A 16,753-nucleotide genomic window follows, 5' to 3' on the forward strand; every position below is an offset into this window, starting at 1 on the left:
GCAAGTCCGCTTGGTTACAACCCTGTTAGAAAAAACGTTTGCACGATATCGGTTGCGCCAACTGGCTGATTTGGTTCAATTTTAGTATCAGGAGAAATCGAGAGTTCTTATGTGGAAACAATTATTCCTCGCCACCGGACAATTTACCCCCGAGCCAGGGGGCCAGTCGCTGCTCCCAATAGGGTTCGGTGCCAAAGCTGGCCTTGAGGAAATCGATGAAGAGACGGATCTTGGGATCCAGATGTTCGCGCCGGGCATAAACGGCGTGTACCGCCATCTGCTGGTTCGGTCGCCACCCTGGCAACACAGGGATCAGCTTGCCGCTCTGTAACTCCTTGTCCAGCAAGTAGTTGGCAATATAGGCGATACCGAGCCCGGCCAGTGCCGCATCCCGCACCGCCTCCGCCATATCCACCCGATAGTTGCCCGCCACCTGCACCGTCTGGCGCTCCTTGCCCTGGCGAAACGACCACTGGTGATAGCGTCGCTCCCGACTCTGGTAAGTGATGCAGTTGTGCTGGGCCAGATCCTTGGGATGAAGCGGCGTGCCGTGGCTCAGCAGGTAATCCGGCGAAGCCGCCACCACGAAGCCAATGTCGGCCAGCCGCTGTCCCACCAGCCCTTCCGGCTTGTCCTCATAGGTGGTGAGCCAGAGATCCAGCCCCTCATCCACCAGATTGGTTCTGTGGTCGAACAGCGAGACCTCCAGCTCCAGCTCGGGATAGCGATCCTGAAACGCCTTGAGATGAGGAATGACGTGCAAGCGGCCAAAGGATTGGCCCACCCCGAGATGGAGCACACCGCTCACCTTGCCGCGCCGCTCGGCGATCATGGAGTCCGCCTCCTGCGCCACCGCCACCAGCGCATGACAGTGACGGGCATACTCCTGACCCAGCTCGGTCAGGACGAAGCGGCGGGTGGTGCGCTGGACCAGCTGGGCGCCAAGGGTGGTCTCCAGCAGCGCCAGCTGCTTGCTGATATGGGATTTGGATACGCCGAGACGACGGGCGGCGGCAGAGATCCCCTGCTCGCGTACCAGCGCATCGAAGATCACCATTTGAGGAAGACGTTGCAGCACAGGATAACCGGATTGAGTGGCGGGAGCCCATTATTCCAGAGCCGCCCGCCAAGGGGTAGGGTCAGAGCCCCAGCGCCCGGGTGATCTGCAGTTTGAGGGGGTCGTCAGCCGGATTCTGGTTGGCGCCGTAGCTGGCGATCAGCTTGCCATCCCGCCCCACCAGATACTTGTGGAAGTTCCAGTTCGGCTCATCCCCGTCAGCGGCCGCCGCCAGCCCCTTGAACAGTGGCACAGCATCGGAGCCCCGCACCGCTACCCGATTGAACATCGGGAAGGTGACGCCATAGTCGCGGCGACACACCTCGGCGGTCTTGGTCTCGTTGCCCGCCTCCTGCCAGAAATCGTTGGAGGGGAAACCCAGAATAATCAGCCCTTTATCCTTGTAGCTCTGGTAGAGCTTCTCCAGATCGCGGAACTGACCGCTGTAGCCGCAGTAGGAGGCGGTATTGACCACCAGTACCACCTTGCCCTCGGTCAGCTGACAGAGGTTGTGGCGCTGAGAGTTGTTTAGCTCCCGCATCTCCACATTGAAATAATCGGGGCACGCCGCAGAGGCCGCGCTGGCCCCCAATAACAGCAACAGAGTGAACCATTTCATCACCAAAACTCCTTTTGTTTTGTCCATCATACGCGGTTACCGGAGCCGCAGTTCACTCTCAATGCAGGGGAATGCCGGTCAGCCAGCCGTGGCCCCAGAACACCAGCAGCGCAGTGGCAGCCAGGCCCGCCCCGACGCTGATGCCGGTGCCCGTCCAGTTGGCCGCCGGGCGGGGAAATCGCTGCCAGTCCCGCACCGAAATCCAGAACATGCTCACCAGCGCCCACAGCCCGATGCCGCCAAACAGCACCAGAGAGCGCGCCTCGCTGTTGACCAGCAGATGAGCCACCGCCCAGAGCAGGGTACCGAGCAGTTGGGGATGCACCAGCCAGCGGCGCAGATGGTTGGGCCCCTGGCCGGAGAAAAAAAGGATCAGCGCAAAGGGCATCATCACCGTCATGGTCATCGGCCCCCACTCCGGCAGGAAGTAGAGCGGCAGCGAGCTGGCCGAGCGCCAACCGGCGATGATGCAGGCGATGGCGATAAACACCAGCAGGGAGAAGAGCCCCTTGTAGCGATTCTCACCCAGCCGTTCTCTCAGTCGCGCCCGATGGGCCACCGCAAAACAGGGATAGAGATGGATCAGGGTAAACAGCGCAACCCCCAGGGTCAGCAGGAACATGAGTCTCTCCTTGTACTTGGTACGACCACTATGCCGTAAAGGGAGATGTGCGCCTATCAAAACCGCGCTGACCCATGGAGTCAAAAGTGTGGCAAGACAAAGGAGCAGAAAGAAAAGAGCCGATCACGATGGATCGGCAAATAAGTGCCAGGGCAGTCAGACATCTCGCGGGATGGGAGATGCCCCAAACGGGGATATTGAGTGGCCGATGGGGCGCATCGGCCGAACCGGATCAGCCCTTGAGCTGATAGAGCGCTGCTACGTTGCGCGCAGTGAGTTGAATGTTGGTGCTGGCGCTCTCCAGCGCCTCCGGCAGAGACATGGCGCGGTTGACCACGGCGAATACCGCGTCCAGCCCGTGATCGTGTACCACACCGCAATCGTCGGTCAGGCAACCGGAGATGCCGATCACCGGCTTGCCGAACTGCTTGGCGCAACGTGCGACACCGATTGGCGTCTTGCCATGGATGGTCTGGCTGTCGATGCGCCCTTCGCCGGTGATGACCAGATCCGCATCGGCCACTTCCTCGGCCAGTTTCAGGGCTTCGATGACGATCTGGATGCCGGGCTTGAGCTCGGCACCAAGCAGACCGACCAGCGCGGCGCCCATGCCACCGGCGGCACCCGCCCCCGCAATATCCTTCACCTGCTTGCCGAGGGCCTGCTCGATGCAATCGGCATAACGGGAGAGGTTGGCATCGAGCTGCTGCACTATCTCCGGGGTCGCCCCCTTTTGCGGGCCAAACACCGCAGAGGCGCCTTTCGGGCCGCAGAGCGGGTTGTTCACATCGCACGCTACCTCGATAACCAGCTCACCCAGACGCGGATCCAGACTGCTCAGATCGATGGTCGCGAGCTCACTGAGACCTGCGCCACCCAGAGCAATAGGCGCACCATCCGCTTTGAGCAACTTGCCGCCGAGCGCCTGGATCATGCCGGCACCGCCGTCATTGGTGGCGCTGCCGCCAATGCCGAGGATCAGGTGCTTCACCCCCATCTCCAGCGCCGCCAGGATCAGCTCACCGGTACCGAAGCTGGAGGTGAGCAGCGGATTGCGCTGCTCGGGCGCAACCAGATGGATGCCGGAGGCGGCGGCCATCTCGATGACGGCGCGCTGGCCATCACCCAGCAGGCCGACGAAGCCCTGCACCTTGTTGCCAAGAGGCGCGGTCACTTCGACCGGCAGGATCCGGCCACCGGTGGCATCGACCAGCGATTGCACCGTGCCCTCACCGCCATCGGCCATCGGCAATTTGACGTAGGTGGCGTTCGGCAGCACCTGCTTGAAACCGGCCTCGATGGCATCAGCCACCGCCATGGCGCTCAGACTCTCCTTGAATGAATCGGGGGCAATAACAATTTTCATATCAATTCCTTAGGCGAGGCCAAACACGCCAAACATCAGGGTGGAGACAGTGGCAATGGTCAGACCGACTGCAGTTTCGTAAGGGATAAGTTTCAGGCGCTCCCCCACCCCCATGTGGACGCTGCCACCGGTGGCATGGAAAAAAGAGCCGTGGGGCATGTGGTCAAACACGGTGGCACCGGCATGGATCATCGCCGCCCCGGCCAGACTGCTGATCCCCAGTTCAATCAGGGTGGAGCTGAATACGTTGGAGGCCACCACGGTACCGGCGGTAGTCGAGGCGGTTGCCAGCGACATCAGGGCACCGGAGATAGGCGCCAGCAGGTAAGAAGGCAGACCGGAGGCGGTCAGGCCGCTGATCAGCACATCTTTCAGGCCTGAGTTGGCGATGATGCCTGCCAGGGTACCGGTACCCAGCAGCATGATGGCGACTGGCGCCATGCGGGCGAGACCGGATACCGCAAACTGGTTCACCTTGCTGAATTTCCCCATCATCAGGGCGCCGACCAGACCACCGAGGGGCAGTGCAATCAGCGGATCCACCACGATACCGGCGACCGGTCGCAGTGCCAGCAACAGGATGGCGACCAGCGGCGCGCTGATGGCGGCGGCAAAGCCCGGCAACTTGGCACCGGCAAAGCTCACCACCTCGTCGGCAGCAACCTTGCTGCCCTTGTTGTTCAGCCGCTTGGCTAGCCAGTAGGCCATCACCAGACCGAACAGACCCGGAATGATGCCCGCCGCCATCACAGAGGTCAGGGGCAGATGGAAGGCATCAGCCGCGGCAATGGCGTTGGGATTGGGGGACATGACGTTGCCCGCCTTGCCGCCGCCGATCATCGCCAGCAGGATGGCCGCCTTGGAGAGATCGGCACGGCGGGCGATGGCCAGCGCGATGGGGGCGACCGTGATAACGGCCACATCCACGAATACGCCGACCGCAGTCAGGATCAGAGTCGCCAGCGCCAGTGCCAGCAGGGCGCGGGTTTCACCCAGCTTCTTGACGATGGTCTCGGCGATAGTGGTGGCCGCACCCGATTCGATCAGCACGCCCGCCAGTACACCGGCCGCCAGGATCCGCATCACAGCTGTGGTGATCCCCTGGGCGCCGCCGATCATCAGGGCAACGGTCTGGGTCAGGTCGGCACCGCCAATCAGTCCACCGGCCAGGGCACCCACGATCATGCCGTAAGCGGGCGGCACCTTCTTCAGAATGAGGAAGATGGCGATAGAGAGCGCCGCAATGGCGCCAAGGGCAGTAACCGGGATCATGACGGACACCTTCAATAGGAGTGAATGGCCGCCATTATGGAGATCTGTAATCAGAATGCTTTGGCTTAAAAACCAAAAATTGCGTCATGTAAACGTGGTTTTTTGTCAAATCTCACAATCACAAGTCGAGATTAAGGCCGAGATAGAGCAAAAATTTGTCGTCTAACTTGTTGAAATTCAACCCGGTTATCTGCTCGATCCTGCTTAGTCGGTAACGCAGGGTATTGGGGTGAATGAACAGGGCTTCGGCGCAGCGATACAGATCACAATCCTGCAAGAAATAGTGGCGCAGGGTCTTCTGCAGCGCCCCTTTGCCATCTTCCCGGGCCAGTTTCTGCAGCGGTGTGCGCAGCTGATCCGCTTGCCAGGAGTCCGCCAGACTCCCCAGCAGCACCGGCAAACGGTAGTCCTCGAAGAAGTAGACCTGTTTGCGCGGCGCCTGCCGCATGCCACGGCGCAATGTATCCCGCGCCGTCTGGTAAGAGCGCGCCAGCCCGTCGATCCCGGCGAAGTAATCGCCCACCGCGATATGCACCTTGAAGTGGGGAATGCGCGCCAGCAACTGCTTGATCCGGCTGCGCTCCTGCGCCGATTGCCAGACGCCATCACTCAATTGCGCCGGTTTGAGCACCACTATCTCGTCGAGCCCGTTGATGGCGACCAGATTGTCCCGCTCCGGGTTCTCCAGCTGATGAACCAGCTCCCGCAGACGCGCCGGATCCGCCTCCTCCAGCGCAAGCACGGCCACCACCCGAGGCTGGGCCAACTCCAGCCCGAGAAAGCGGGCCGCCTGCTGCAATTGATCGACTCGTCCCTCACCACGAATGAGCTGCAACACCAGCTCCTCCTTGTGGCGCTTGTCCCACTGCAACTGCTCGGTGAGCGCCGCCTGCTCCAGGATCAGTTCGGCCGTCATTCGCACCAGCTCGGCGTAAGCACGCACTTCCTCCGGATCGCCAGAGATGCCGATCACCCCGATCAGCTCCCCCTGATAGGAGATGGGCAAATTGATGCCGGGTCGCACCCCCTTGAGCTGCAAGGCAGTCGCTTCGCTGATCTCCACCACCCGGTTTTCGGTGAGCGCCAGCACGGCCCCTTCGTGGCGCTGATGGATCCGTTCCGGATTGCCGGACGCAATGATGAGACCATGTTCGTCCATCACGTTGACCGAAAAGGAGAGGATCTTCATCGCCCGTGCGACGATCTGGCGGGCAAGATTATCGTTTAGCTGCATAACATCTCCGGACAAGGGGCTGATCTGGCTACGCCACCACGGGCCGATTCAGGGCACATGGGCGCAAAGATGCCACATCATCAAGACAAGCGAGAGGGGGATCGCTAGAATAGGCCACTTTACCCGATGTGTGCCCCGCCATGGAGCAGGAATTGCGTGCTTGCACCCGCCTGCCCGTGATGGCCCATCCCTCCGATCTGGACTGTGCTATGGATTATGAATTTCGCCGCGACCCGTTTGGTGGCTATCGCGCCCGGTTCTCCATGGGCCATGAAGCTATCGGTCAGTGGCTGATCGACGAGGTTGGCAAGGATGAGGAGAAGCTCGACGAGCTCTTCTCCATCATTGATCAGCTCTCCAACCGCACCCGAGTCGAATATCGGCTCAACGGCGGTGACTACTCCCTGCTGCTGACCCATGAAGAGGCGGAGGTGAAAGCCAACGCCCTCAATATCGAGCTGGGTGATGATCTTGACGATCTCGCCTACTACGATGATGAACAGCTGGCCATGTGCGGGCTGGAAGATTTTGCCCAGGTGCTCACCTCCTGGCGCGCCTTTATCCGTAACGAGGATATGGGCTGATTGACCCAATGTCGGGCAAATGTGCCCTTTTGCCTAACTCAACAGGATTGACTATGTCTATTTACGATTTTGATGACGAACTGCCGGAAGACGAAGAACAGGAATCCACCAAGAAAGCGGCTGCACCTGCCAAAAAGAAAGGCAAGCAGGTGATGAACACCCAGGTCAACCTGAGCCCGCGCGATGCCAGCCGTCTGAACGGCATGCACGTTGAAGCGATCGCCACGCTGGATGACGTCAGCCTGCCGAAGAACGTCATCTTCAAGGCTGGCCTGATCGCCCTGGGCGAACTGGAAGCCAGCAAGCGCGCCGATATCATCGCCCGCGTGATTGCCGAATCAGGCCGCTAAGCGTCCCTGAAGGCAAATAGAAAGCCGGAGCCACTGCTCCGGCTTTTTGTTTTCCGCCCAGGTACTCTCAACGGCAATCGATCCCCTTTCCGGCTCGGGAGACCAGTTGGTCATAGCGACCATCGGCACGGGCGGCAGCCAGGGCATGATTGAAGCGCTCAAGCAGACTGGCGGCCTCCGGGTACTGCCGTGAAATGATCAGATAAAAAGTGTCGCTCTGGCGAAAGTGGGGCAATGCCTGCAGATGGCAGGGGTCACCAAACAACTGACGGCTGGCATCCCGGGTCACCGTCTCGTTCATCGGCAGCAGATCGATCCGTTTGCGATCCAGCAGTTGCAGACACTGTGCCAGGGTCTTGGGGCGCTGCAGATCCAGCCCGAAACTCTTGATCACCCCGTCGGCATGGCTGGTACTCCACCCCAGCGGAATACAGACACGCAACCCTTGCCAGCGGCCAGCCTGAATGGCCTCGCTCCCCCGATAGGTAAACCAGGAGAGGCGATCAATATGAATGGGAGCGCTGTAGTGGAAGAGCTTGGCCCGCTCGGCAGTCCAGGCGTAGGGGAAGGTGGCCGCGACCAACCCATTGCGGGTCAACAGATAGCCGCGGGGCCAGGGCAGGTAGTCGACCTGGAGCTCTCGATACCCGGCCTCTTGCAGCAGGGTCGTCACCAGCCGGGTGCTCTCGCCGCCTTCAGGCAGGGCCTTGCCGGTATAGGGGGTGAACTCACCGGTCACCAGCAGCAAGGGTACCGCTTGCAGCCAGACACACCAACAACACAACAACCACAGACAGTGCTTCATCAGCTGCTCTCCCTTTACCCTGTTGATGAGTATAGAGAAGGGATCCGACCACCTCCTGCGCGGTTGTCCTGCTGGCGCCCACTTGTTAAGGTTGCCGCCTGCCTCGATCAAGGAGATCCAATGTTACCCCTTCCCGACTCATTTATCTGGGGCGCGCTGGCGCTGGCCGTGCTGCTTGCCCTCTTCCGCCAACGTCTTCCCGCCTTTGCTCTGCTGGGACTCTCCCTGCTGCTGGCACTGTGGCTTGACCGAATGACGCTACCCGCCCTGCTGGTCTCGGTCGCAGGATTACTGCTGGCGTGGCGTACGCCAACCCTCCCCGCCCGCTGGGCGATGGCGGCCAGAGTGGTGCTGATCCTCTGGGCGATTGCGCTGACCCTGCACCTCATCCCCGGCTTCAACAATCTCAAGGTGCTGGATCAGGCGCTGGCAGGCCCCGCCAGCGTGCCGTTCAACATGTATCTGAACCTCGACAAGCCGCTGCTGCTCTTTGGCTTGCTGCTGGCCTGCCCGATGCTGCTGGGCAAGGGGGGCGTAATCCGCTGGCGCCCGCTGGCCCTGTTACTGCTGCCGCTGGGTGCCCTGCTGGTCATCGCCTGGCAGTTGGGGGCACTGAAACCGGAAGTGGGTCTGCCCCACTGGTGGTGGCTGTTTGCACTCAACAATCTGCTGTTCACCTGTGTGGCAGAAGAGGCGCTGTTTCGCGGCGCGATCCAGCAGGGGCTGACCGAACGTTACCGCCCCTGGATTGGCATCGTCGTGGCTGCGCTACTGTTCGGAGCCATCCACCTGCCCGCTGGCCCGCTGCTGGCGCTGTTTGCGACCCTGGCAGGCTGCTGCTATGGCCTGGCATTCCAGCTCAGCGGGCGGCTCTCCGTGGCCATCCTGATCCACTTCGCCTTCAACTTCGCCCATCTGGCGCTCTTCACCTACCCGCTGGCCCACCGCTAACTCCTGAAGGCGCCTGACACGGGCGCCTTCCCTCGCTCCTCTCTCTTTAAGCGTGCTGCCTCGCTCGCTTTACACCGCCATAAAGCTCCAAACAAAACCAATTCATTTACTTGTAACCAAAATGTAAACAAACTGACCTCTGCATTCGCCATAACAGTCACTTTCCATTGCCCTGCAACCAAAAGGATCCTGTGATGCAGAAAACCCTCAGTTATGCCGCCCTGCTGCTGGTCAGCCAGTTCCCGCAACTGGCACTGGCCGATACCGATGTCTACCTCACCAACAACAGTCCTGAACCGCTCCAGATCGACATCCGCCAAAGCGGCAGCGGCCAGCTGCAACCCGGCAGTCATTGGAGCCAGCACCGCACCGAGCTGGGCCCGTGGGAGAGCGCCATGGTACTCAGCTTCAATCGCTATGAGGGGGTCAAGGCGGGCAAGAGCTATCTGTTCGAAACCCGCGTGACCACAGCGGGTGGCGACGTCTATCGGCTCAACCAGCTGATGGAGGGAACCTGGTGGAACACCACCTTGCAGCACGGTGGCGAGACACCGACCAGCGCATCCGGCTGGCAAAACGATCGGGCGATCCACCGAGTTACGGGGCCACAAGATCTGGCCTTTGCCGCCAAGTTCACCGGCCGTTACGACGATTTGCACTATATGATCACGCCTCCCCAAAAACGGGAGCAACCGGAACCGGCAGAAAACAGGCTCAAGGTGGCCAGCTACAACGTCTGGGCACTGCCGGTGATCGCCTCCAGCATCGGCGAGCGGTTGACCTTGCTGCCCGATTATCTCAAGGGCTATGACGCCCTGCTGCTGCAAGAGGTATTCGATGGCCGCCGCGAGGGCTTTTTGCAGGCGCTGGCGAAAGAGTACCCCTACCAGACCAAAGTACTCGACAAGCCCGGGGTCAACATTCATGACGGCGGCGTGGTGATCGTCAGCCGCTATCCCATAGTGCGGGAGGCCCAGCTGGTCTATCCCCAATGCACCGGTACCGACTGCTTCGCCGACAAGGGGGTGATGTACGCCGAGGTGATCAAGGGGGGCAAGGCGTGGCACCTGTTCGCCACCCACACCGCCAGCTTCGACACCGACGAGGCGCGCAAGCTGCGGCAGATCCAGTTCGGTCAGATCCGCTCTCTGGCAGCCAGCCTCAAGATCCCGGCCACCGACACCGTCATCTACGGCGGCGACTTCAACGTCAACAAACGCAAGTTTGCCGATGACTACGCCAACATGCTGGCTAATCTGAACGCCCATGAACTCGCCTATGGCGGCTATACCGAAGCCACCTTCGACCCCAGGATCAACCCCTATGCCGGTGGCCCGCTCTCCGGTGGCGCCAACGTAGAGTATCTGGACTATCTGGTGGTGAGCCGGGAATACGGCAGCGCCAGCCACAACCTCAACACGGTCTGGATCCCGCGCAGCAGCGATGGCAGCCTCTGGCCCGCCAGCAACCTCTCAGACCACTTCCCGGTCAAGGGAGAGATCAGCCGATGACTCGCCGTTACAGGATACTGGCACTGGCTATCCTGACCCTTTTGCTGGTGAATCTGGGCTGGCAGGAAGAGCAGCCCCCGATATCGCCAGAACGGTCGACGACGCCTTCTCCGGCCGATGTGCAGTTGCCAGCAGAACCGGGGAGCCCGCCTCCCCGCATGCCAAACGCTGAGGGGATGGATGGCAAAAGCAAAGAAGTGCCCAGCAGCTGGCAGGCGATGCCGGATGAACTGATCAACCAGCTTGCCAGCGAGATCAGCGACAGCGAGTTGCCGCTGGCGCAGCGTGTGAGCAATCTGGAAGCAACAGAGGCCGGGTGGCTGAGCGAGGGTGAGAGCCTGATCCGGCTACAGGGGCGCTATGCCCTGGCGCTGGATCAGTTGGCGCAAGAGAGCGAGCAGTTACCGCTGGCCGAGCGGCTGGACACCCTCAGCCGCTTGCAGGACCGGTGGGCGGCGGATCATCCGGATCTGGCGGTGGATCTGTTCAACCCGGATGCCCGCCTGCAGCAAGCCCGTCAGCGGTGGGGAGATGAGGAGCTGGCCACCCTGGCCCATCACTTCCTGCCCGCAGAGAAGGCCGAAGCCACGCTGGCGTTTGCCGAGGCGCGCCAGCAGCAGCTCGATCAACGCAGCCGCTACCAGCGAGAGCTGGCCGAGCTCGAGCAGCAACTGGCGGCCAGCCAACAGCAGATGGATCCTGCGCTGTGGCAACAACACAAGGAGGAGGTGTTGAGCCAGTGGCGTCGTGACTTCTTCGCGCGGGAGCAAGGTAAACCCTGAGGTCAGCGCTTGCCCTTGAACTGCTTGACGCTGCGCTTGGCCTGAGTACGGCGATTGGCCTGCTTGTCACGCGGGGGGCGCTTGCCTTCCCCGCTGGCAGGCTGGTCGGTAACCGGGAATCCAGCCAGATCGCCCAACGGCAGCTCGCGGCCGGTCAGGGTGCGAATGGCTTGCAGCATGTCACTCTCGCCATGGCAGACCAGCGAAATGGCCAGCCCCTCGCGGCCAGCCCGGGCGGTACGACCGATGCGGTGTACATAGACGGGGGCGCTGGCGGGCAAGTCCAGATTGATCACCACTGGCAGCGCCTCCACATGGATGCCACGCGCCATCAGGTCGGTGGCCACCAGCACCCGAATTTTGCCCTCTTTGAAATCGCCGAGCGCCTGCTCGCGCACCGCCTGCTCCTTCTCGCCATGAAGGGCGGCCACCGCAATGCCCGCCTTGGCCAGCTTTCTGGCAACCCCGTCGGCATCATCCCGCGCACTGATAAAGACCAGCACCTGCGGCCATGCCTGCTCCTTGAGCAGGCTGATGAGCGCCGGGACCTTGCTGCTCTTGTTGACCAGATAGAGCCGCTCTTCGATCTCGTTCACCACGCTGTTGAGGGGGTTTGCCTCGATACGGTTAGGCTCGTGCAGCAGGCCGTTGGCCAGCGTCTCCAGCTCGGCAGGCAAGGTGGCGGAGAAGAGCAGGGTCTGGCGATCCGCCGGAATAAAGCCGAGCAGTGCCTTGATGTCGGGAGCAAAGCCCATCTCCAGCAAGCGATCCGCTTCATCCAGCACCAGCAGTTGCAAACCATCCAGCCCCAACAGTTGCTGGGTCAGCAGATCCCGCAACCGCCCCGGCGTGGCGACCAGCAGCTGTGGCCCCTGCGCCAGTTCGGCCTGTTGCCGCTCCTGCGCAACGCCCCCACACAACGTCACGATGCGCAGCCCCAGCGCATCGGCCCCCGCTTTTAGCGCGGCAGTGACCTGAATCGCCAGCTCGCGGGTTGGCACCAACACCAGACCCTGCACCTGACTGGAGGCAGGATCCAGCCGTTGCAGCAGCGGCAAGCCAAACGCCAGAGTCTTGCCGCTGCCGGTCTGGGCCAGCGCCAGCAGATCCTGCCCCGCCAGCGCAGCCGGAATGGCCAGCTGCTGGATGCGGGTCGGCGTCTGCAAGGTGGCGGGCAAAGAGGCAAGCAGAGCGGGATGGAGGGCAAGTTCGCTAAAGGTCATGGCGCTACGTCAACAAAGAAGTGGGAGGCGAAGTCTAGTGAGCGGGGGCCGAGAAGTAAAACCCTATCCATGATGGCCTGGCCGAGGGGGCTGGCGACGGGCTGACTACACTTTAGCTGACCCATCACCAAGAGAGACACGCCATGACCAGACACATCCCCCTTATGCTGCTCGTGGTCACCCTGCTCGGCAGCGCGACTCTCGGCCTGTCGCAAACTCCGGAGAACGACGCTGCCCCCGAGCCGCCGAAACCGGTGCGCATCCTCAATGCCCACCTTGGCGAGCTGCCGGGGCTGATCAATGCCGACAAGACAGGCCCCTTTGTCGATCTGGTACACGCCATCGATGATCTCTACCCCGATGTGACCATCAAGATCACCATCTACCCCATCGCCCGTGCCATGGCTGGGGTGATCTCCGGCAAGGCTGATCTGGGGCTGCCCGCCATCCGCAACCTCAAGGATATCGATATGCTGGCTTATCGCTTCAGCACCCGCAGTTTTGGCAAAGTTGCCCATGTGATTTACAGCAATACCGCCAATCCGGTCACCACGGATATGGCCTATGGCATAGTGCCCACCAAACGGGATCTGCTGATCGAGGCCGTTCCCGACTATATGCCCTTCCCGGTGCAGCGCTCGATGAGTATCGAGCAGTCACTGCGCAAGCTCTCACGCGGCCGTATCGACGCCTTTGTCTGGGCGCAAGAGGAGGCCGACCTGATGCTCAAGCAGCTGGGGCTGACCAATATCAGGCGAGAATTTTTCGGAGATTTCGAGGATGTCTTCATCATCCAGAAAGGGGCTGCAGGTGATGAGATGGACGAATTTCTCCGGCAAGCCATCGATCAGCTGGCTGCAACCGGCAAACTGGCCGAGATCTACGAGAAGATCCACCGCCCCTATGTGGAGTGGCAACCCTCCCCAACCGCCAAGGCTGAACCGGCGACCACCCCGCCAGCTACGCCCTGAACGGACAATTCCCGCATAAAAAATCCCGCCGAAGCGGGATTTTTTATGGCTTGCAGCCTTACAGCACGGCCAGCGCCGCAGCGTAGTTCGGCTCGTCGGCCACTTCGGCGACCAGCTCGCTGTGCAGCACCTTGTTGTCACCATCCAGCACCACGATGGCGCGAGCGGTCAGACCGACCAGCGGACCGGAAGAGAAGGCAACGCCGTAATCTTCCATGAAGGCCGCACCGCGCAGGGTGGAGAGGGTCACTACCTTGTCCAGACCTTCGGCGCCGCAGAAGCGGGACTGGGCGAACGGCAGATCGGCGGAGATGCACAGCACGACAGTGTTCTCCAGCGCGCTGGCCTGCTCGTTGAACTTGCGCACAGAGGTCGCGCAGGTCGGGGTATCGACGCTCGGGAAGATGTTCAGGATTTTGCGTTGACCGGCAAAGCTTGCCAGGGTCACATCGGAGAGATCCTTGGCCACCAGGGAGAAGGGCTTGGCTTGCTCACCGGCGACCGGGAAGTGACCAGCGACGGAAACCGGGTTGCCTTGCAGAGTGACTGAGTTGCTCATGTGTTATGTCCTTTATTGGTGTAGTAAAAATCCGGGTGATCAGTATAGGGGCGGCGAGACCAGACAAACACCCTCGAAGACAAGGGATATAAAGGGGTTGACCTTGGACTTAACACCAAGGTTTAGACTCCTTCTCGGTAATCAGGGATCTCGCAGGGGCGGGATCCATCAAGAGGGACTCATCATGAGCAAATCCTGCTGCAATCATCAGCACACCGCCCCCATCAAGGCCGTCAGCAAGGCGGCCTCCGGCCAGAGTGAGCATCACCACGATAGCCACTGCTGCGACAACACCACGCCCGTCAGTTGCTGTTCAACCCCGACGCCTCATGAGCACGCATCCCGTGACGGCAATGAATCCCCCGGGGATGAAGAGCCTCCCCGAGGAAGCTGTCACGCTCAAGCGTGCTGCAGCGCCCCCTTATCGCCAGCTCACGATCATGAGCATGAGCATGAGCATGAGCACGATATGCCCCCTGCCGACCCGCTGGTTGCACCGGTACAAGGCAACAGTCGCCACAGCTGGCAGGTGATGGGAATGGATTGCCCCAGCTGCGCCCGCAAGATCGAGACCGCCGTCAGCCGGGTGAGCGGCGTGCAGCAGGCGCGCGTGCTGTTTGCCACCGAGAAGCTGGTGGTGGATCTGGCCCCCGGCCTCTCCCCCGATCCCGTCACCGCCGCCGTGCTGGCCGCCGGTTTCCAGCTCAAGGGGGAAAGTGCTGACAAGCAGGTAGCTGGCCGTAAGCAAGCTTCACAACAGCCCCTGCAAGGCAATCTATTCGGTAACTTTTTGGGCAAATATTGGCAGCCCCTGTCACTGGCCAGTCTGATGCTGGTCGCCGCCCTGCTGCCGAAAGAGTTCGGTCAGCCGCTCTTTACCCTGGCGACCCTCTGGGGGCTGTGGCCTATCTCTCGCAAGGCGTGGGCGCTGACCAAAAGCGGCTCCCCCTTCGCCATCGAGACCTTGATGACGGTGGCCGCCGTGGGCGCCCTGTTTCTCGGCGAGACCGCCGAAGCGGCCATGGTGCTGCTGCTCTTTATGCTGGGTGAACATCTGGAGGCCTACGCCGCCGGACGCGCCCGGGCCGGAGTGACCGCCCTGATGGCGCTGGTACCCGACAAGGCGCTGCGGATCCGTACCACTGCCGAGGGCGAGGTGCGGGAAGAGGTAGCTGCCGATGAGCTGCGTCCCGGCGATATCATCGAAATCGCCCCGGGTGCCCGTCTACCGGCCGATGCCCGCCTGCTCGACACCCTCGGAGCCTTTGACGAGAGCGCCCTGACCGGTGAATCCATTCCGGTGGAACGCCGTCAGGGTGACAAGGTGCCAGCCGGCAGTCTGGCGGCGGATCGGGTGCTGCGTCTTGAAGTCGTCTCCGAGCCCGGCAACAACGCCATCGACCGCATTCTGCACCTCATCGAGGAGGCCGAAAGCCAGCGCGCCCCCATCGAGCGCTTTATCGACCGCTTCAGCCGCTGGTATACCCCGGCCATGATGCTGGTCGCCCTGCTGGTGGTGCTGGTGCCGCCCCTTGCCTTCGGCCAGAGCTGGGACGAGTGGATCTATCGCGGGCTGGCGTTGCTGCTGATCGGCTGCCCCTGCGCGCTGGTCATCTCCACCCCGGCAGCGGTTACCTCGGCACTGGCCGCCGCCACCCGTCAGGGGGCGCTAATCAAGGGCGGGGCCGCGCTGGAGCGACTGGCCCATATCGATACCGTGGCGTTTGACAAGACCGGCACCCTGACCCTGGGCAAGCCGCAGCTGACCGAGCTGGTCAGCCTTAATGACCAACCGGAGGCCGAGTTGCTGGCACTGGCGGCTGCCATCGAGCAGGGCTCCCACCACCCGCTGGCCCGCGCCGTGGTCGCCAACGCGACCGAACAGGGGCTGACGCTGGCGGAGGCCCGCGACCTGCGCGCACTGCCGGGCATGGGGGTTGAGGGACGCATCAACGGTGAACTGTGGCAACTGCTGGCACCGAGCCGGGTGGCGGCCCTGAATATGGAACAGCAAACCCGGATTGCTTCGCTGGAGCGGCAGGGCAAGACCGTTGTGGTGCTCTGCCAGAGCATCGGCGACCAAGCGCTGCCGGTCGCCCTGCTGGCGCTGCGGGATCAGATCCGGCCGGAGGCGGCAGCCGCTCTGCAAGAGCTCAACCGGCTCGGGCTCAACAGCATCATGCTGACCGGGGATAACCCCCGCGCTGCCGAGGCCATCGCAGGTGAACTCGGGATGGGCTGGCGTGCCGGCCTGCAGCCGGAGAACAAGGTCGAAGAGATCGCCAAGCTCACAAGCACCCGGAAGGTTGCCATGATCGGCGATGGCATCAACGATGCCCCCGCCATGAAGCGGGCCAGTATCGGCATTGCCATGGGGGGCGGCACTGATGTGGCGCTGGAAACCGCCGATGCGGCGCTGACCCACAACCAGCTCGGCGGTATTGCCGCGATGATCCGGTTGTCGCGGGCGGCACTGGCCAATATTCACCAGAATATCGCGCTGGCGCTGGGACTGAAGGCCATCTTTCTGGTCACCAGCCTGCTCGGCATCACCGGCTTGTGGATTGCGGTGCTGGCCGATACCGGCGCCACTGCGCTGGTGACCGCCAACGCCCTGCGGCTGCTGCGCAAGCGTTAAGCCAGCCGATAGCATCCCAACCAAAAGCTGTCCCCCAACCGGGACGGCTTTTCTTTTTCCTCTCATTTCTCTCACGGCACCCCGTAAAAGAAAAAGCGCGCCTGCCGGTCGGCAGTCGCGCTTTGCTTACTCTCTCGGAGTTATCCCACCCTTGGCAAGGTGGAATTCAACCCGGGGGCGCCGAGCCATCCCCCGGACTCAATGGCTTG

Annotated in this window: 16 protein-coding genes; 7 read left to right on the forward strand and 9 right to left on the reverse strand. The window is 61.9% G+C overall.

All coding sequences use genetic code 11. From position 1 onward, the window contains the following. Positions 1-121 precede the first annotated feature (121 nt). The 6 genes from ACTG20_RS20150 to ACTG20_RS20175 form a co-directional block, all read right to left on the reverse strand. Positions 122-1,057: a LysR family transcriptional regulator gene (locus ACTG20_RS20150; protein WP_439987863.1), complete on the reverse strand. Its 936-nt coding sequence runs from the start codon at positions 1,055-1,057 to the stop codon at positions 122-124. Positions 1,058-1,139: 82 nt separating this feature from the next. Further along, positions 1,140-1,676, reverse strand: coding sequence for a glutathione peroxidase (locus tag ACTG20_RS20155; protein WP_042656240.1), 537 nt, complete (start codon positions 1,674-1,676; stop codon positions 1,140-1,142). Between the two features lie 58 nt (positions 1,677-1,734). Further along, positions 1,735-2,298, reverse strand: a complete 564-nt coding sequence (locus ACTG20_RS20160; protein ID WP_439987353.1) for an NnrU family protein — start codon at positions 2,296-2,298, stop codon at positions 1,735-1,737. Between the two features lie 232 nt (positions 2,299-2,530). Next, a complete protein-coding gene (locus ACTG20_RS20165) occupies positions 2,531-3,664 on the reverse strand; it encodes a glycerate kinase (RefSeq protein WP_439987354.1) in 1,134 nt (377 codons plus the stop codon). A gap of 9 nt (positions 3,665-3,673) precedes the next feature. Then, positions 3,674-4,936, reverse strand: coding sequence for a GntP family permease (locus tag ACTG20_RS20170; protein ID WP_167573583.1), 1,263 nt, complete (start codon positions 4,934-4,936; stop codon positions 3,674-3,676). A 118-nt stretch (positions 4,937-5,054) separates the two neighbouring features. After that, the gene (locus ACTG20_RS20175) at positions 5,055-6,170 is read right to left on the reverse strand and encodes a sugar diacid recognition domain-containing protein (RefSeq protein WP_439987355.1); all 1,116 of its coding nucleotides are present in this window, start codon (positions 6,168-6,170) and stop codon (positions 5,055-5,057) included. Between the two features lie 209 nt (positions 6,171-6,379). Here ACTG20_RS20175 and ACTG20_RS20180 point away from each other — a divergent pair, with 209 nt between their 5' ends. After that, the gene (locus ACTG20_RS20180) at positions 6,380-6,754 is read left to right on the forward strand and encodes a YacL family protein (protein ID WP_439987865.1); all 375 of its coding nucleotides are present in this window, start codon (positions 6,380-6,382) and stop codon (positions 6,752-6,754) included. 53 nt (positions 6,755-6,807) lie between these two features. Then, positions 6,808-7,104: a hypothetical protein gene (locus tag ACTG20_RS20185; protein ID WP_005340323.1), complete on the forward strand. Its 297-nt coding sequence runs from the start codon at positions 6,808-6,810 to the stop codon at positions 7,102-7,104. Between the two features lie 67 nt (positions 7,105-7,171). On the opposite strand, the gene ACTG20_RS20190 is transcribed toward ACTG20_RS20185, so the two are convergent. Continuing rightward, positions 7,172-7,909, reverse strand: a complete 738-nt coding sequence (locus ACTG20_RS20190) for a substrate-binding periplasmic protein (RefSeq protein WP_439987356.1) — start codon at positions 7,907-7,909, stop codon at positions 7,172-7,174. Between the two features lie 120 nt (positions 7,910-8,029). On the opposite strand from ACTG20_RS20190, the gene ACTG20_RS20195 reads away from it, so the two are divergent. The 3 genes from ACTG20_RS20195 to ACTG20_RS20205 all read left to right on the forward strand — a co-directional run bounded on the left by ACTG20_RS20195 (position 8,030) and on the right by ACTG20_RS20205 (position 11,153). Next, positions 8,030-8,860: a lysostaphin resistance A-like protein gene (locus tag ACTG20_RS20195; RefSeq protein ID WP_439987357.1), complete on the forward strand. Its 831-nt coding sequence runs from the start codon at positions 8,030-8,032 to the stop codon at positions 8,858-8,860. Between the two features lie 194 nt (positions 8,861-9,054). Beyond that, a complete protein-coding gene (locus ACTG20_RS20200) occupies positions 9,055-10,371 on the forward strand; it encodes a sphingomyelin phosphodiesterase (protein ID WP_439987358.1) in 1,317 nt (438 codons plus the stop codon). Further along, positions 10,368-11,153: a hypothetical protein gene (locus ACTG20_RS20205; RefSeq protein WP_439987359.1), complete on the forward strand. Its 786-nt coding sequence runs from the start codon at positions 10,368-10,370 to the stop codon at positions 11,151-11,153. Before ACTG20_RS20200 ends, ACTG20_RS20205 begins: the two co-directional genes overlap by 4 nt. A 2-nt stretch (positions 11,154-11,155) precedes the next feature. Here the strand turns inward: ACTG20_RS20205 and ACTG20_RS20210 are convergent, their stop codons facing one another. Beyond that, positions 11,156-12,376: a DEAD/DEAH box helicase gene (locus ACTG20_RS20210; protein ID WP_439987360.1), complete on the reverse strand. Its 1,221-nt coding sequence runs from the start codon at positions 12,374-12,376 to the stop codon at positions 11,156-11,158. A gap of 143 nt (positions 12,377-12,519) precedes the next feature. Between ACTG20_RS20210 and ACTG20_RS20215 the strand changes: the two genes are divergently transcribed. Further along, positions 12,520-13,347, forward strand: coding sequence for an ABC transporter substrate-binding protein (locus ACTG20_RS20215; protein ID WP_439987362.1), 828 nt, complete (start codon positions 12,520-12,522; stop codon positions 13,345-13,347). Between the two features lie 58 nt (positions 13,348-13,405). Here the strand turns inward: ACTG20_RS20215 and tpx are convergent, their stop codons facing one another. Then, positions 13,406-13,906 (reverse strand): thiol peroxidase, encoded by a 501-nt coding sequence (tpx, locus tag ACTG20_RS20220; RefSeq protein WP_005341463.1) that lies wholly within the window; start codon positions 13,904-13,906, stop codon positions 13,406-13,408. 184 nt (positions 13,907-14,090) lie between these two features. On the opposite strand from tpx, the gene ACTG20_RS20225 reads away from it, so the two are divergent. After that, a complete protein-coding gene (locus ACTG20_RS20225; RefSeq protein ID WP_439987363.1) occupies positions 14,091-16,544 on the forward strand; it encodes a zinc/cadmium/mercury/lead-transporting ATPase in 2,454 nt (817 codons plus the stop codon). Positions 16,545-16,753 lie beyond the last annotated feature (209 nt).

The sequence above is a fragment of the Aeromonas sp. 84A genome, from assembly GCF_051919345.1.
GTDB classification, from domain to species: domain Bacteria; phylum Pseudomonadota; class Gammaproteobacteria; order Enterobacterales; family Aeromonadaceae; genus Aeromonas; species Aeromonas veronii.

Coding starts and splice junctions, on each gene's coding strand:
- ACTG20_RS20150 (WP_439987863.1), bottom strand. CDS start 1,057: ATGGTGATCTTCGATGCGCTGGTACGCGAGCAGGGGATCTCTGCCGCC.
- ACTG20_RS20155 (WP_042656240.1), bottom strand. CDS start 1,676: ATGAAATGGTTCACTCTGTTGCTGTTATTGGGGGCCAGCGCGGCCTCT.
- ACTG20_RS20160 (WP_439987353.1), bottom strand. CDS start 2,298: ATGTTCCTGCTGACCCTGGGGGTTGCGCTGTTTACCCTGATCCATCTC.
- ACTG20_RS20165 (WP_439987354.1), bottom strand. CDS start 3,664: ATGAAAATTGTTATTGCCCCCGATTCATTCAAGGAGAGTCTGAGCGCC.
- ACTG20_RS20170 (WP_167573583.1), bottom strand. CDS start 4,936: ATGATCCCGGTTACTGCCCTTGGCGCCATTGCGGCGCTCTCTATCGCC.
- ACTG20_RS20175 (WP_439987355.1), bottom strand. CDS start 6,170: ATGCAGCTAAACGATAATCTTGCCCGCCAGATCGTCGCACGGGCGATG.
- ACTG20_RS20180 (WP_439987865.1), top strand. CDS start 6,380: ATGGATTATGAATTTCGCCGCGACCCGTTTGGTGGCTATCGCGCCCGG.
- ACTG20_RS20185 (WP_005340323.1), top strand. CDS start 6,808: ATGTCTATTTACGATTTTGATGACGAACTGCCGGAAGACGAAGAACAG.
- ACTG20_RS20190 (WP_439987356.1), bottom strand. CDS start 7,909: ATGAAGCACTGTCTGTGGTTGTTGTGTTGTTGGTGTGTCTGGCTGCAA.
- ACTG20_RS20195 (WP_439987357.1), top strand. CDS start 8,030: ATGTTACCCCTTCCCGACTCATTTATCTGGGGCGCGCTGGCGCTGGCC.
- ACTG20_RS20200 (WP_439987358.1), top strand. CDS start 9,055: ATGCAGAAAACCCTCAGTTATGCCGCCCTGCTGCTGGTCAGCCAGTTC.
- ACTG20_RS20205 (WP_439987359.1), top strand. CDS start 10,368: ATGACTCGCCGTTACAGGATACTGGCACTGGCTATCCTGACCCTTTTG.
- ACTG20_RS20210 (WP_439987360.1), bottom strand. CDS start 12,376: ATGACCTTTAGCGAACTTGCCCTCCATCCCGCTCTGCTTGCCTCTTTG.
- ACTG20_RS20215 (WP_439987362.1), top strand. CDS start 12,520: ATGACCAGACACATCCCCCTTATGCTGCTCGTGGTCACCCTGCTCGGC.
- tpx (WP_005341463.1), bottom strand. CDS start 13,906: ATGAGCAACTCAGTCACTCTGCAAGGCAACCCGGTTTCCGTCGCTGGT.
- ACTG20_RS20225 (WP_439987363.1), top strand. CDS start 14,091: ATGAGCAAATCCTGCTGCAATCATCAGCACACCGCCCCCATCAAGGCC.